The sequence below is a fragment of the Mucilaginibacter sabulilitoris genome (assembly GCF_034262375.1).
GTDB classification, from domain to species: Bacteria; Bacteroidota; Bacteroidia; order Sphingobacteriales; family Sphingobacteriaceae; genus Mucilaginibacter; species Mucilaginibacter sabulilitoris.
Genome location: NZ_CP139558.1, coordinates 5,505,932 through 5,521,077, shown reverse-complemented (window position 1 = coordinate 5,521,077; position 15,146 = coordinate 5,505,932). Strand labels below are relative to the sequence as shown.

General features: G+C 43.0%; 13 protein-coding genes. All 13 read left to right on the top strand.

What is annotated here, in order from left to right; genetic code table 11:
• Window positions 1–64: 64 nt before the first annotated feature.
• Window positions 65–631 (top strand): gluconate 2-dehydrogenase subunit 3 family protein, encoded by a 567-nt coding sequence (locus tag SNE25_RS23610; RefSeq protein WP_321561477.1) that lies wholly within the window; start codon window positions 65–67, stop codon window positions 629–631.
• A gap of 141 nt (window positions 632–772) precedes the next feature.
• On the top strand, window positions 773–1,924 hold the full coding sequence (locus tag SNE25_RS23605) for a Gfo/Idh/MocA family protein (protein ID WP_321561476.1): 1,152 nt from the start codon (window positions 773–775) through the stop codon (window positions 1,922–1,924).
• A gap of 9 nt (window positions 1,925–1,933) precedes the next feature.
• Complete coding sequence (locus SNE25_RS23600) at window positions 1,934–2,986, top strand: sugar phosphate isomerase/epimerase family protein (RefSeq protein ID WP_321561475.1); 1,053 nt, start codon at window positions 1,934–1,936, stop codon at window positions 2,984–2,986.
• A gap of 179 nt (window positions 2,987–3,165) precedes the next feature.
• Window positions 3,166–4,473: an MFS transporter gene (locus SNE25_RS23595; RefSeq protein WP_321561474.1), complete on the top strand. Its 1,308-nt coding sequence runs from the start codon at window positions 3,166–3,168 to the stop codon at window positions 4,471–4,473.
• A gap of 139 nt (window positions 4,474–4,612) precedes the next feature.
• Window positions 4,613–5,053, top strand: a complete 441-nt coding sequence (locus tag SNE25_RS23590; RefSeq protein ID WP_321561473.1) for a c-type cytochrome — start codon at window positions 4,613–4,615, stop codon at window positions 5,051–5,053.
• Between the two features lie 30 nt (window positions 5,054–5,083).
• A complete protein-coding gene (locus SNE25_RS23585) occupies window positions 5,084–6,334 on the top strand; it encodes a nucleoside permease (RefSeq protein ID WP_321561472.1) in 1,251 nt (416 codons plus the stop codon).
• A gap of 3 nt (window positions 6,335–6,337) precedes the next feature.
• Window positions 6,338–7,231: a hydroxypyruvate isomerase family protein gene (locus SNE25_RS23580; RefSeq protein ID WP_321561471.1), complete on the top strand. Its 894-nt coding sequence runs from the start codon at window positions 6,338–6,340 to the stop codon at window positions 7,229–7,231.
• A gap of 50 nt (window positions 7,232–7,281) precedes the next feature.
• A complete protein-coding gene (locus SNE25_RS23575; protein ID WP_321561470.1) occupies window positions 7,282–8,157 on the top strand; it encodes a sugar phosphate isomerase/epimerase family protein in 876 nt (291 codons plus the stop codon).
• A gap of 19 nt (window positions 8,158–8,176) precedes the next feature.
• A complete protein-coding gene (locus tag SNE25_RS23570) occupies window positions 8,177–8,950 on the top strand; it encodes a 3-keto-disaccharide hydrolase (RefSeq protein ID WP_321561469.1) in 774 nt (257 codons plus the stop codon).
• Between the two features lie 162 nt (window positions 8,951–9,112).
• Window positions 9,113–9,907, top strand: coding sequence for an NIPSNAP family protein (locus SNE25_RS23565; RefSeq protein ID WP_321561468.1), 795 nt, complete (start codon window positions 9,113–9,115; stop codon window positions 9,905–9,907).
• Window positions 9,908–10,030: 123 nt separating this feature from the next.
• The gene (locus SNE25_RS23560) at window positions 10,031–12,715 is read left to right on the top strand and encodes a PAS domain-containing protein (protein WP_321561467.1); all 2,685 of its coding nucleotides are present in this window, start codon (window positions 10,031–10,033) and stop codon (window positions 12,713–12,715) included.
• Window positions 12,716–12,779: 64 nt separating this feature from the next.
• Complete coding sequence (locus tag SNE25_RS23555; RefSeq protein WP_321561466.1) at window positions 12,780–13,139, top strand: response regulator; 360 nt, start codon at window positions 12,780–12,782, stop codon at window positions 13,137–13,139.
• Window positions 13,140–13,495: 356 nt separating this feature from the next.
• The gene (locus SNE25_RS23550; protein ID WP_321561465.1) at window positions 13,496–14,794 is read left to right on the top strand and encodes an IS110 family RNA-guided transposase; all 1,299 of its coding nucleotides are present in this window, start codon (window positions 13,496–13,498) and stop codon (window positions 14,792–14,794) included.
• Window positions 14,795–15,146 lie beyond the last annotated feature (352 nt).

Genomic DNA, 15,146 nt, shown 5'->3' with positions numbered 1-15,146 from the left:
AGTTATTAAATCAATAATTCGATAATTCAACAATTCGATAATTAAATAAATCAATAACCAAATTATGAATAGAAGAGAAGCTATTGGCAGGGTTGGTTTAATACTTGGAGGTACCATTATTGGGGCCGAGTTTTTTATTTCCGGGTGTAAATCAACTTCAAAAAAAGTAAACGAACTGTTTGACGAAGACAACGTTGCTTTATTTAATGAAGTTAGCGAAACCATTTTGCCTGCAACTACAACCCCGGGTGCAAAAGCAGCAAATGTGGGCAGTTTTATGGCCCTGATGGTTCAGGATTGCTATACGCCGGATGATCAGAAGGTATTTGTAAAAGGTATAGCTGATCTGGATGATGCCAGCAAGAAAAAAAATGGCAAAAAGTTTATGGAAGCCGATGCAAAACAACGCACCGAATTGCTTACCGAGCTTGACGCGGAACAAAAAGCTTATACCAAAAACAAGAAACCAGAAGATCCTAACCATTATTTCAGAATGATGAAGGAACTTACATTGCTGGGCTTCTTCACATCAGAGGTTGGTGCAACAAAAGCCCTGCGCTACATTGCTGTACCCGGACGATATGACGGCTGCGTTCCTTACAAAAAAGGTGACAAAGCCTGGGCTACATGATAACTAAATTTGTTTTTGAAAGGGTGAGTAGTGTTTCGGAAATTTTGGAATGATTAGCAAATAAATAGTGGTCATGTGAATGATCACTGTTTATTTTGACCTGCTCCCCTCGATCTAACCAAATTAACCAAAACACAATCAATGAAATTAAGATTAGGAATGATCGGCGGCGGTCAGGGTGCTTTTATAGGCGCTGTACACCGTATAGCCGCCCGTATAGACGGTGAATATGAATTGGTTTGCGGCGCTTTTAGCAGCAATCCCGAAAAATCAAAAGCCAGCGGTTTGCTGCTTGGTATAAAACCCGACCGGGTATATAACTCTTACAACGAGCTTATTGAAAAAGAAAAACAACTGCCCGAAGATGAGCGTGTACAGGTTATCAGTATTGTAACCCCCAATCACGTACACTTTGATCCTGCAAAAATGGCGCTGGAGAATGGTTTCCACGTTATTTTAGATAAACCCATGACTTTTTCGCTGGCCGAAGCCAAAGAACTGGATAAGGTGGTACAGGCAACAGGTAAACTGTTTTGCCTTACCCATACTTACACAGGCTACCCAATGATTAAAGAGGCTAAGCAATTGATAAAAGCCGGTAAGCTAGGCAAAATACGTAAAGTATATGTGGAGTATCCTCAGGGATGGTTGAGCAGCTTTCTGGAAGGCGATGATAATAAACAGGCTTCATGGCGTACCGACCCTGGTAAAAGTGGTATAGCTGGTGCCATGGGCGATATTGGCACGCACGCCTTTAACCTGGCCGAATATGTAACCGGTTTGGAAGTAACGCAGATATGTGCCGATATTAATATTGTGGTGGAAGGCCGTAAGCTTGATGATGACGGCGCTGCGCTGCTTAAATTCAATAACGGCGCAAGCGGTGTACTAACCGCTACCCAAATTGCAGCCGGCGAAGAAAATAATGTTAAAATACGCGTTTACGGCGAAAAAGGCGGTTTAGAATGGCACCAGAGCGATGCCAATTCGTTAACCTTGATGTACACCGATAAACCAATGGAGGTATGGCGCACCGGCGCGGGTTACACCAGTTCATTTGCACAGCATAACACGCGTACCCCTCCGGGTCACCCGGAAGGTTACCTGGAAGCTTTTGCCAACCTGTACCGCAACTTTGCCTTAACCGTTAAGGCAAGCATCGCAGGCAAAACCCCTTCTCCTGAAGAACAGGACTATCCCGGAATTAAAGACGGTGTCCGCGGCATGGCATTTATTGAAAATGTAATAGCCTCGGGCAAATCAGATAAAAAGTGGACTGAATTTTCTATTTAAAAACTTACCATGACAACCATAAAAGGACCAGCCATATTTATAGCACAATTTATAGGCGATGCTGCACCATTTAACAGTTTGGAGTCTATTTGTAAATGGGCGGCAGACCTTGGCTACAAAGGTGTTCAGCTGCCAACATTAGATGCGCGTTTTATTGACCTGCAAAAAGCGGCTGAAAGCAAAACTTATGCCGACGAAATAAAGGGCATTGTAAATGCAGCCGGATTAGAAATCACTGAATTGTCAACCCACCTGCAAGGACAGTTGGTAGCAGTAAACCCTGTTTATGATTCGCTTTTTGACGCTTTTGCGCCCGAAGCTTATCGTAATAACCCAGCCGAAAGACAAAAATGGGCCGTGCAGCAATTGAAATATGCTGCGCAGGCTTCCAGGAACCTTGGGTTAAACGCTTCGGTAACTTTCAGTGGTGCCTTGCTTTGGCCAATGATGTACCCATGGCCGCAGCGCCCTGCCGGTATTGTTGATACAGCTTTTGACGAACTGGCCAAACGCTGGACACCGATACTGGATGTGTACGAGGAAAACGGTATCGACCTTTGCTACGAAATACATCCGGGCGAAGATCTGCATGATGGTATCACATATGAAATGTTCTTAGAGAAGGTGAACAATCATAAACGTGCCAACCTGCTGTATGATCCATCACACTTTGTGCTGCAATGTCTTGATTATTTGGAATATATAGACATCTATCATGACCGCATTAAAATGTTCCATGTTAAGGATGCTGAATTTAACCCAACTGGTCGCCAGGGTGTTTATGGTGGTTACCAGAACTGGGTTGACCGCGCGGGCCGTTTCCGTTCATTGGGCGACGGTCAGGTTGATTTCAAGGGCATATTCAGCAAGTTAACCCAATATGATTTTAAAGGATGGGCCGTATTAGAATGGGAATGCGCGCTTAAACATCCGGAAGATGGTGCAAGAGAAGGTGCCACATTTATAAAAGATCATATCATCAGGGTTACCGAGCGTGCTTTTGATGATTTTGCCGCGTCAGGTTCTGACGATGCTTTTAACCGGAAAACGCTGGGAATTTAAAAAACTCAAAGTATGTCATTGCGAGCGAAGCGTAGCAATCTCACATGCAGGACGAATAAGCCGGGTATGCGATTGCTTCGTCGTTCCTCCTCGCAATGACATAAATAGATGTGTGAGAAGATAAAAGCATTATATTTGATATACCAATTAACCAATTAATTTAACCTAAGTATCTTTAAATGCAAACCATTAACCGTACACAGCTTTTCAGGGCCAGTTGCTTATCCCTGTTAGTAACATCATTATCTTTTGGCATCCGTGCCGGTATCCTGAACGACCAGGGTGTAAGATTTCATCTTAATGCTTCAGAACTGGGAACAATTGCTGCAACGGCTTTCTGGGGCTTCCCGTTGGCTATTATAGTAGGAGGCTTTATTGTAGATATTATCGGCATGAAAAAACTGCTGGTGTCTGCGTTTGTTTTCCATTTGATTGGTATCCTGCTCACCATTTTTGCTAATGGCTACTGGACACTTTTTCTTTCAACCTTAATGATTGGCATTGCCAACGGTACTGTTGAGGCATCCTGTAATCCTTTGGTTGCTTCTTTGTATACAGACAATAAAACTACCAAATTAAATCACTTTCACCTGTGGTTTCCGGCGGGTATTGTTATCGGTACGCTTATCGTATTCGGGCTTGATACCGCGCTTGCACATGGCGTATCGCCCAAACCATACTGGATTTCACAGCTGGAGGTAGCACTGATGCTTATCCCTACACTCATCTACGGTTTTCTTTTCTCCAAACTGGAATTTCCGGTTACCGAACGGGTATCCGCAGGTGTTAGCACAGGCGATATGTATAAGGCATTGGTTAATCCATTATTTATATTCATGATCGTATGTATGTTCGGTACGGCTATTACCGAATTATTTACCAACCAATGGACAGATGTACTGTTCAAAACGGTAACAGATAACGCTATCCTGATCCTAACCTTTGTTGCTTCGGTACAAGTACTGGGCAGGGCGTTTGCCAGCCCTATAGTACACCGCCTGGCTCCTCAGGGCGTACTGCTTATCTCAGCCATTCTATCGGCTTTAGGTATATACCTGATGGTTCATTTAACTGGCGATGCCATTTATTTAGCTGCCGTTGTTTTTGGCCTGGGTGTGGCGTTCTTTTGGCCATGTATGATTGGCTTTGTAGCAGAAAATTTGCCGCGCACCGGTGCTGTTGGATTAAACTTAATGGGTGGTGCTGGTATGTTTGGCGTATCCATTTATATGATATTCATGGGCGGATACTATGATGGTATCATGGTTCAGAAACTCCCCGCCGGGGCTAATATTGATGCTTACCGTTCGGCGGCGGCAGGAACAGATATGGCCAAAGCTTTTGACGCGGCCAGATCAGCGGCTGGCCCTGAGGTATTGAATACAACCCTTATTATCCCTGTAGTATTGATAGTTGCTTTTGCCGGTTTAGTGTTTTACATGCGAGGTAAGAAAAAAACAACACTTTTAAACACAGTTACGGTGTAAAAAGTACACCATTTGTTATAAAAAATTGTATTTTTCGCCCTCGTTAATCAATTATCAAAAATCAGGCGTAAAACCGCCAGGAGCAATAAATAAAAACAGATATTATCCTGGCAGGTTATTATTAAAAAACAAATTATTTATGAAAAAGGCTTTTTTTATTCTTTGTATTAGTGCGGTAGTTACCGCTTGTGGCGGCAATTCATCAGACAAAGGCGGAGCTGACAGCACTAATGCTGCAAATCAAACAGCTAAAGCATCAAATTCTGATGCCGATACAGTTGTTGCCAAAAACGGCACCGAAGCAACTGGCGGTTCAGCGGGCTCAACAACAGGCGAGAGCTTAATGGCTGCTGCAGATTGCAACACCTGCCACAAAGTCGATACTAAACTGATAGGTCCTGCATTTCAGGATGTTGCTGCTAAATATGAGCCAACCGAGGCCAATATTGAAACGCTTGCCAATAAGGTTATTGCAGGTGGTAAAGGTAACTGGGGCGATATTCCAATGACACCACACCCTGCATTAGCTGTTAATGATGCCAAGGAGATGGTTAAATACATTTTATCGCTGAAGAAATAACCCTGAATTTATCTACCTTATAAAATTATTATGACCACTGGAATCAGGGTGAAACTTTCTACAATGATGTTCCTGGAGTTTTTTATCTGGGGAGCATGGTTTGTTACTATGGGTACTTATTTAACGGTAACGTTAAAGGCAACAGGTACTCAAAATGCGGGTGCTTACGCTACACAATCATTAGGGGCCATCATTGCTCCTTTTGTGATCGGATTAATTGCCGATAAATATTTTTCGGCACAAAGGATACTGGGCGTTTTGCATTTACTTGGGGCCGCATCCCTTTTTTATGCTACCACCATTGCTGATTTTGATAAATTTTATCCAAATATTTTATTTTACATGATTATCTATATGCCAACACTGGCATTGGTAAATTCGGTATCATTTAAGCAAATGCAAAATCCGAGCAAAGAATTTCCCTGGATCAGGGTGTTTGGAACTGCCGGATGGATAGTTGCAGGTTTAACAATAGGATGGCTTGGATGGGAAAAAGCAGGAACATTAGTGCTTACATTTAAAATGGCATCAATAGCGTCATTAATTTTAGGATTGCTAAGTTTTACATTACCAGATACTCCTCCCGTTAAAAAAGGACAAAAAACATCATTTGGCGATATTATAGGCCTTGATTCCATTGGCTTGCTTAAAAACAAGTCATACCTTACTTTTTTCCTGGCTTCTGTCGCTATATGCATACCGCTTGCGTTTTACTACAACTTTACCAATCCGTTCTTAAATGAGGTTGGTATGACGGCCGCAGCAGGTAAACAATCAATGGGGCAGATGTCTGAATTGTTGTTTATGGCATTGATGCCTTTATTCTTTGTGCGGCTGGGGGTTAAAAAAATGCTTGCTGTGGGTATGTTAGCCTGGGTATTGCGTTACATATTTTTTGCTTACGGAAACGTTGGTAATAACGACTGGATGCTGATTGCCGGTATTGTGATGCACGGTATATGCTATGACTTCTTCTTTGTAACAGGACAGATATACACCGATAACTTAGCAGGTGAGCGTTTTAAAAGCGCGGCCCAGGGCTTTATTACTTTAGCCACATATGGTGTTGGTATGCTTATAGGTTCATACATTTCCGGCCCGATAGTAGACCATTGGAAAACCTCTGATACGACGCATAACTGGCAAACCATTTGGCTTATACCGGCTGGTATAGCCGCCTTAGTACTGGTATTGTTCCTGTTATTATTCAGGGATAAAACAAGCATGGCTACTAAGCCGGGTTTAGATATACAGGAACCTTCTGCACAAACCGAGATATAAATCATGGGATCAAATCAAAACCGAAGATCGGCAATCAAAAATATGCTTGCCGGCACTGCAGCCATAACGGCATCAGGTATGTTAACCTCATTTACACAACCCGAACAAGAAAAACAAATGGCAGCTGATACCTTAAAGGGCAATATTAACCACGCGGTTTGCCGCTGGTGTTATAACGATATGACCGTGGAGCAGCTTTGCGCCGCGGCCAAGGATATTGGTATTAAAGGTATAGACCTGGTTGGCCCTGCCGACTGGCCTACATTAAAAAAATATGGCCTTTATTCGTCCATGTGTAATGGCGCCGAAATAAACCTGACCGATGGTTTTGGCGATAAGCAGTTTCACGCGCAATTGCAGAAAAACTATTCGGAAATGATACCTAAAGTAGCAGAGGCCGGTTATAAGAACCTGATATGCTTTAGCGGGAGCCGCCGCGGTAAAGACAACGAAACGGGTTGGAATAACTGTGTGGAAGGTTTGAAGCCATTGGTAGCCCTTGCCGAAAAACACAACGTAATTCTGGTAATGGAACTGCTGAACAGTAAAATTGACCACAAAGATTACCAGTGCGACAGGGTTTCATGGGGTGCCGAGCTAGCTAAAAGACTGGGATCAGAAAACTTTAAGCTGCTGTATGATATTTACCACATGCAGATAGATGAAGGCGACGTGATCCGTAATATCCGGGAGTTTCATCCATACATTAATCATTACCATACCGGCGGTGTACCGGGGCGTAATGAAATTGATGAAACACAGGAGCTTTATTACCCTGCCATTATGAAAGCCATTGTAGCTACCGGGCATAAAGGTTTTGTTGCGCAGGAGTTTATACCTAAGCAAAAAGACAAAGTAGCATCATTACGTAAAGCGGTTCATATTTGCGACGTTTAAACCTTATCGCAAATAACTGCTCTAATAATACATTAACCAAATAAATATACATGACAACCAGAAGAACATTTTTAGCACAGGCCGGATTAATTACTGCAGGTGTAATGATGAAACCTAATTTTCTTTCGGCCAAAAGTGCTAATGGCATCGGGCTGCAATTATATAGCTTGCGCGACCAGTTACCAAAAGATGTAAAAGGTGTTATAGCCCAGGTGGCTAAAGCCGGTTACAAGGAAGTGGAGACCTTTGGTTACAATAAAGAAACAGGTTACTGGGGTTTACACAGTAAAGATTTTAGCCAACTGCTAAAAGATAATGGTTTAACTACTCCAAGCGGCCACTACGGCCTTGACAGCTATTTTGGCGAGGGTAAAACCGATGAGTTGAAAACCTATATTGAGGTGGCTAATACTATCGGTCAAACTTATATTATCATCCCTTCATTAAACCACAACTTCATCAAAACGGTTGACGACTGTAAAGCCGTAGCTGAAAAAATGAATAAGATTGCCGAGATCTGTAAAGCTTCGGGCTTAAAATTAGGTTATCATAATCACAACTTTGAATGGCATCCTGTTGGTGATACTACTTTTTATGATGTAGTACTAAACAACACCGATCCTAAACTTGTGAATATGGAAATGGATATTTACTGGGTTGTACGTGCCGGGCAGGATCCGGTTGCTATATTCCAGAAACATCCGGGCCGTTTTACTTTTGTGCATATTAAAGATCGTGATAAAACCAACGCCGAATTAAATACTGAAATAGGTAATGGCGATATTGATTTTAAAACCATATTGGGTAAAGCCAAACTTGGCGGTGTTAAACATTTTATTGTTGAACAGGAAAATTACACCAATATTGATCCTTATGTAAGTATCACCAAAAGCGCGTCATACTTAAAAAATACGCTTCACGTTTAAACCAAATTATAATACCAATATGAAATATCCAGTTATATTAACAGCCCTTTTAGCCGGAAGCTTTTTGATGGCTAACGCACAGGAAGGCGCCAAACACGAAGACACAGAAGTATACGAACCAGTTCCAAAGGTAGTTACCCCTGCCAAAGTATTGGGTGATGCCCCTTCTGATGCTATCATTTTGTTCAATGGTAAAAACCTTGACGAATGGGTATCAAACGAAGATAAAAGCCCGGCAAAATGGCCGTTTAAAGGCGATGTATTAACGGTTGATAAACATACCGGCGGTATTGAAACCAAAAGATCATTCACCAACTACCAATTACATATTGAGTGGAGAGTGCCTTCAAATATAACAGGCGAAGGCCAGGCCCGCGGTAACAGCGGTGTGTTTTTAGCATCACTGGGTAAAGGCGATCCGGGTTATGAGTTGCAGGTTTTAGATGCTTATAACAACAAAACCTATGTAAATGGTATGGCGGGCAGTATTTACAAACAAGCTATTCCGTTGGCAAACCCATGCCGCAAACCAGGTGAGTGGAACGTTTATGATGTGGTTTGGACAGCTCCTGTATTTAACGAGGATGGTACATTAAAATCAGCCGCAAGAGCTACTGTATTCTTTAACGGTGTGCTGGTTGAAAACAACTTTGAACTGCTTGGCCCAACTCAATACGTTGGTAAACCATCTTATGAAGGTAAAAAACATGGTGCCACACCTATAAAACTACAAGCTCACGGTGATAAAAGCGAGCCGCTTAGTTTCCGTAATATCTGGGTGCGCGAGTTGTAACCCGTTTTAGTAAAATATAAGAGAGCCTGTAAATTATTTTACAGGCTCTTTTTTATACCCTAAGCCAGGCATATTGATGGTATAAAAATGTGACAAATACATTTAGGGAATCTACTGGAAATTAACAGATTTGAAATTATATTTACCTGATTAAATCTGCTTATGAAACTACGTTACAAAACCACCTTAAACCTTGTTGCTACTATCGTATTAATGATAGGATGTATGTCTGCTTCTTCTGCCGGCGCCGCCAAAAGATATTACTATCAGCTTAAGGTATATCATTATAAAACTACCGCTCAGGAAGGTCGGATTGAACGCTATCTGGAACAGGCCTATGTACCCGCCATGCACAGGGCTGGGATTAGCCAGGTAGGCGTATTTAAACCGATACAACAAGATACTGCAGACCTGCGCATCTATGTTTTTACGCCTTTTACATCAATGGATAAGCTAACCGGTATCGACCAAAAACTACAGGCCGACACCAAATACCTAACCGATGGCGAAGATTATATCGATGCCGACTATAAAGATGCCCCCTATAATCGTATTGAAACCATTGTAATGCAGGCTTTCCCTAAAATGCCGGCCCCGGCTGTGCCCAATTTAACCGGCAACAAAGCAGATAGGGTATATGAACTGCGCAGCTACGAAAGCCCTACCGAAAAATATAATTTCAATAAGGTGCGTATGTTTAATGATGGCGATGAGGTTGGCCTTTTTAAGCGTTTGGGCTTTAATGCCGTATTTTACTCCGAAGTTATAGCCGGTCCGCGTATGCCAAACCTTATGTACATGACCACCTTTAATGATAAGGCCGACAGGGACAAACACTGGGACGCGTTTAATAACGACTCGTATTGGAAAAGCTTATCGGCAAAGGCTGAGTACCAGCATAATGTATCGCATGCTGATATAATTTTCCTTTATCCAATGGCATATTCTGATTTTTAATAGCCTCGCGAAACAAATTTTAGCCCCGCAGGTTGTTGTATTTATTAATTTAAAATAAAGAAATTTTATTACAAGGACTTTATTTTAGAGAAATAGGCATACCTTTTAATATGGCGGCGGTAAATGCAACAACAAGATTATAAATTTTGGCAGGGCGGTGGCGAGATGGGTGCACTGATCAGGGCTCATGATTGGTCGCAAACATCATTGGGGAGTCCTGATCATTGGCCTGTAAGTCTGCGTACTGCATTAGGCATTGTTTTAAACAGCCGCTTCCCGATGTTCATGTACTGGGGCCCCGATCTGATTTGTTTTTATAATGATGCTTATCGCCCAAGTTTAGGGGTAAATGGTAAGCACCCAACGCTTTTGGGTCAACCCGGTAAGGTTTTTTGGGCCGAGATTTGGCACATATTGGAGCCGCTTATTAACCAGGTGCTTTCTGGTGGTGGCGCAACCTGGAGCGAAGACCAGCTGATCCCATTTTATCGTAATGGAGCCATTGAAGATATTTACTGGACTTTTAGTTACAGCCCGGTAATAAATGAGTTGGGCGAACCTGCGGGAATTATAGTAGCCTGTACTGAAACCACCGAAAAAGTACAAACCTTAAGTGAAATAACAGAAAGCAAGGCCGAATTGGAGTTTGCTATTGATTCTGCCGAGTTTGGCACCTGGGACATGAACCCACAGACTAATAAGTTTATAGCAAATGACAGGCTTAAGGAATGGTTTGGTTTATTGCCCCGGGAAGAAATAGACCTCACCCAGGCCCTAAAATCGGTAGTTGCTTATGATCGTGAACGAGTATCAAGAGCAATACAGGCTGTGATGAACCCATCGTCCGGCGGTAAATATGATATTGAATATAGTTTAATTGATCCGCATACACAAACCGAGCGCGTTGTCAGGGCAAAAGGGCGAACACGTTTTAATGAAGAAGGTGTTGCCATAAGGTTTAACGGCACCATGCAGGATATTACCGAAGAGGTGATTGCCCGGCGTAAAATAGAAGATGCTGAAGAACGGGCAAGGCTTGCGCTTGATGCTGCCGAAATGGGCACATTTGATTTAAGTCTTACCACCGGCAGCATTATTACTTCGCCTCGCTTTAATGCTATTTTCGGGGAGGATGGGCCAACTCCGCATAACAGGATTATATCAAAACTGCACCCCGACGACCGGTACATACGCGAGAGAGCGTACGCGCAGGCACTAAAAACAGGCAGTCTTTATTATGCGGTAAGGATAGTGCTGAAAGATGGACGCACACGCTGGATTGAAGTTGAGGGCAAGGTTTATTATGATAAACTCCGCAGCCCCGTTCGGTTGCTGGGTACCGTTATTGATATTACGAAACAAAGAAACGCGGAAGAGGAACTGACAAGAGTTAAATTTATGGCAGACAATGCCTCGGATGTATTTATGCTGATATGCGAGGAAGGATCATTTGCCTATTTAAATCAGGAAGCATTTAAGCAATGGGGATATAGTGAAGAGGAGGGGTTAAAACTTAAGGTAAGTGATATTGATGTTTTGTACATAAGCGAAATATTTCATGAATCATTTAAGCTGGCGCAAACACAAACCCTCCCTCCGTTTGAAACCATTCATAAACGGAAAAACGAAACAGTTTACCCGGTTGAAATAAATATGGTTGGCCTCGTATTGTCTGAAAAACCCTACTTATTTGCCGTGGCGCGGGATATTACCGAACGTAAAAAAGCCCGCGAAGAACAACACAAAACCAACCAGCGTTTAGAGATTGCTCTGGAGGCCGGCCGCCTGGGTTCATATGAGCTTGAACTGGCTACTGGTTTAATGACCTGTACCCCGCAATGTAAAGCCAATTATGGGCTTGACGCTAACGCTACTTTTAACTTCGCCGACCTGATGGCTGCAATACAGCCCGATTACCGGGACACTGTAAAAGATAAGGTAGAGGCGGCGGTAGCGAATCATAGTGTATACAGTGCAGAATATCAGGTTAAATGGCCAAACGGTTCTATCCATTGGGTAAGCGCATCTGGAAAAGCCAGTTATGATGAAAACGATAAGGCCATACTCATGGTAGGGGTAACCATCGATATTACGGAGCAAAAATTACTGCAGCAACAAAAAGATGAATTTATAGGAATAGCGAGTCACGAGCTAAAAACACCTGTTACCAGTATTAAAGCGTACACCCAAGTGCTGGAACGAATATTGACCCAAAAAGGCGACACCCGCGAAGCATCAATGATCTCAAAAATGGATGCGCAGTTAAACCGCCTTAACAGCCTTATTGGCGATTTACTTGACGTTACCAAAATAAACTCGGGCAGGCTCCAGTTTAATTATACCACGTTTGATTTTAACCATCTTATTACCGAAGTGGTAGAGGATTTACAGCGAACTACAGAAAAGCATAACCTTATTGAAGATTTGCAACCAACAGGCTTTATTCATGCCGACAGGGAACGGATAAGCCAGGTACTGGTAAACTTCATCACCAATGCCATAAAGTACTCGCCGCATACAAAAAACATTATTATTAATACCCACCTGAATAATGATGAGGTAGTAGTAAGTGTACAGGATTTTGGTATAGGTATATCAAAAGAAAAACAACAACGGGTTTTTGAACAGTTTTACCGGGTAAGCGGCGAAACGCAGCATACGTTTCCGGGGTTGGGTTTAGGACTGTACATCTCATCAGAAATTATTAAGCGCGAAGGAGGCCGGATCTGGGTAGAAAGCGAAGAAGGACAAGGCTCTATATTTTACTTTTCGCTGCCTGTACGGAAACCTGTAGATCACAATAATTAAATTAACTGTCTTTTTTACTATTAAAGGCTTGATTTTTGCGGTGTGTATGAACTTGCCGGTAAATATGAAAAAGATAATGATAGCGGACGATGATCCGGGGATTGTGGATGCGGTAGAGATCATGCTTGATTTTGAAGGTTACGAGGTTTCGTCGACAGTTAATGGAGCTACACTTTTGGATATGCAAACTGAGTTTCCAGATTTGTTGCTGTTGGATATCTGGATGTCGGGCTTTGACGGTCGTGATATTTGCCGCAAATTAAAGCAAAAGAAAAACACAAAAGGTATCCCCATCATCATGATATCGGCCAGCAGAGATATTGAGCGCTCTGCCTACGAAGCTGGAGCCGACGATTTCCTGGCCAAACCATTTGAAATAACTGATCTGCTAGGAAAAATAAAAAAGCATTTAAAGGAAAATTAAGACGGGCTATTGACTCACCCGGTCATCGCTGTGCTTGACCACCCTTTCTACGCCTTCGCAAAAAGGGTTATTAATTCCGTCAAACGTGATTACTTCTCTTCACCCGTTGTTACGAGGAACGAGGTGTCATGCTGAGTGATTAAATCCTTGGCCTCTGAAGGAGAAATGACATAGCTTTGCTGAGCCGTGCAGTGTGTCCGATCAAGTTATAGTGCTTATTGCCTGTTGCTGAGTATGGTTCTGAAGCATAGAGTCTGAAGGTATGGTACGATCCTTACAAGAGTGATTTGTCCGATGGGTAGCCTGTCTTTTCTTTAAACTCCTTCGGGCACGGCTTCTTAAAAAAGATTATAAGGATGGAAAAGATGCATTTTCATGCAGCGGGCATAGATATAGGCGCCCGTAAGCTATTCGTGGGGCTTGAAAGTCAGCCGGTTCGTTCGTTTGAAACTTTCACCAGTGATCTGGTATCACTTAAGAATTATTTATTGGAGCATAAAGTAAGTACGGTAGCCATGGAAGCGACAGGAGTTTACTGGTATGTGCTTTATGATATTCTTTTGGATGCGGGATTAGATGTGTGGCTTGTTGACGGTCGGCAGACACGGCAGTTACCAGGCAGAAAAACAGATGTAAAGGATTGCCAGTGGATACAGCAGTTGCATAGCTATGGTTTACTGAACCGCTGTTATGTTTCAGAGGGGCACATCAAAGAATTGCGTAGTTATCAGCGTCTTCGGGAGGATCACCTTCGGAGTGCGGCCATGCATGTTCAACACATGCAGAAGGCACTGATAGAAATGAATATCCGTTTGCCGGAGGTATTAAGCCAGGTCCATGGAGTAAGCGGCATGGCGTTGATCGATGCGATACTGCAGGGTGAGCGTGATCCTGCTAAGTTGTTTTCACTGTGCCATAAAAAGATCAGGGAGAATAAAGGAGAAGAACTATTGAAGGCCTTGCAGGGCCATTATACAGCCCAGGGGCTTTTTGCCTTGGGTCAGGCCTATAAGGGCTATGGTTTTTATCAGGGTCAGATACAGGAATGCGACAGTCAGATTGATCGTGTTTTACAGCGGATCAACAGGGACAAGAGCCTACCGCCGGGAATAAGCGGCGGGAAACGCAAAGCGATCCGTCACAACAAACCTAATATCGATAATCTGGGGGATCACTTGTTGAAAATATTTGATGGTAAAGACGCGACCAAACTCCCGGGTATTACAGATTACAACTGGTTACAGTTATACACAGAGGTAGGTTCGGATCTTAGCCGATGGCCAAGTGAAAAACATTTCACCAGTTGGCTTGGTTTATCGCCGGGGCATGACCGTTCTGGAAAGAAAAACAAAAGTAAAAGCAAGGGTAAGCCGACCGTTGGGCAAATATTCAAACAGATGGCCCATGGATTATTGAACAGCAAGTATATCGGCTGGGGTTCATTTGCAAGAAGATTAAGGGGTAGAAAAGGCCCCGCGATAGCTATTAAAGCTACAGCCAGAAAACTGGCTGCTCAATACTGGCGTTTAATCGTAAAAGGCGCCGACTTTGTAGAGAAGGGCCTTCACTCGTATGAGAACATTCTTAAAGAACAGAAACAAAGGCGATTAGAAAGACTCGCCCTTGAATTAAATATGGAACTTGTGCCTGCTTAAATTATTATGTCATGGGTAGCTTGTCGAAGCATGGTGGGCAGGCCCTCTCCACACGACTCTTCGATAACCCCTCATGTCATTGCGGGGAAGAAGAGGTGAAACCCATGTCATTGCGAGGAGGAACGACGAAGCAATCGCGAACAATGGCAAGCAATCTCATTAGGTTTTTACCCAGCCTAAGATCCACCCGATCTACGCTTTGCTGGATCACCCTCTCCGGCTTTGCCGCAAAGAGGGCTGAAGGAAGTTTTAGTCTATTTGTCATCCTGAGCGAAGCGAAGGATCTATTAGTAAACTATGCATATTATAGAATAGATGCTTCACTCCGTTCAGCATGACAGGAAATGATTAA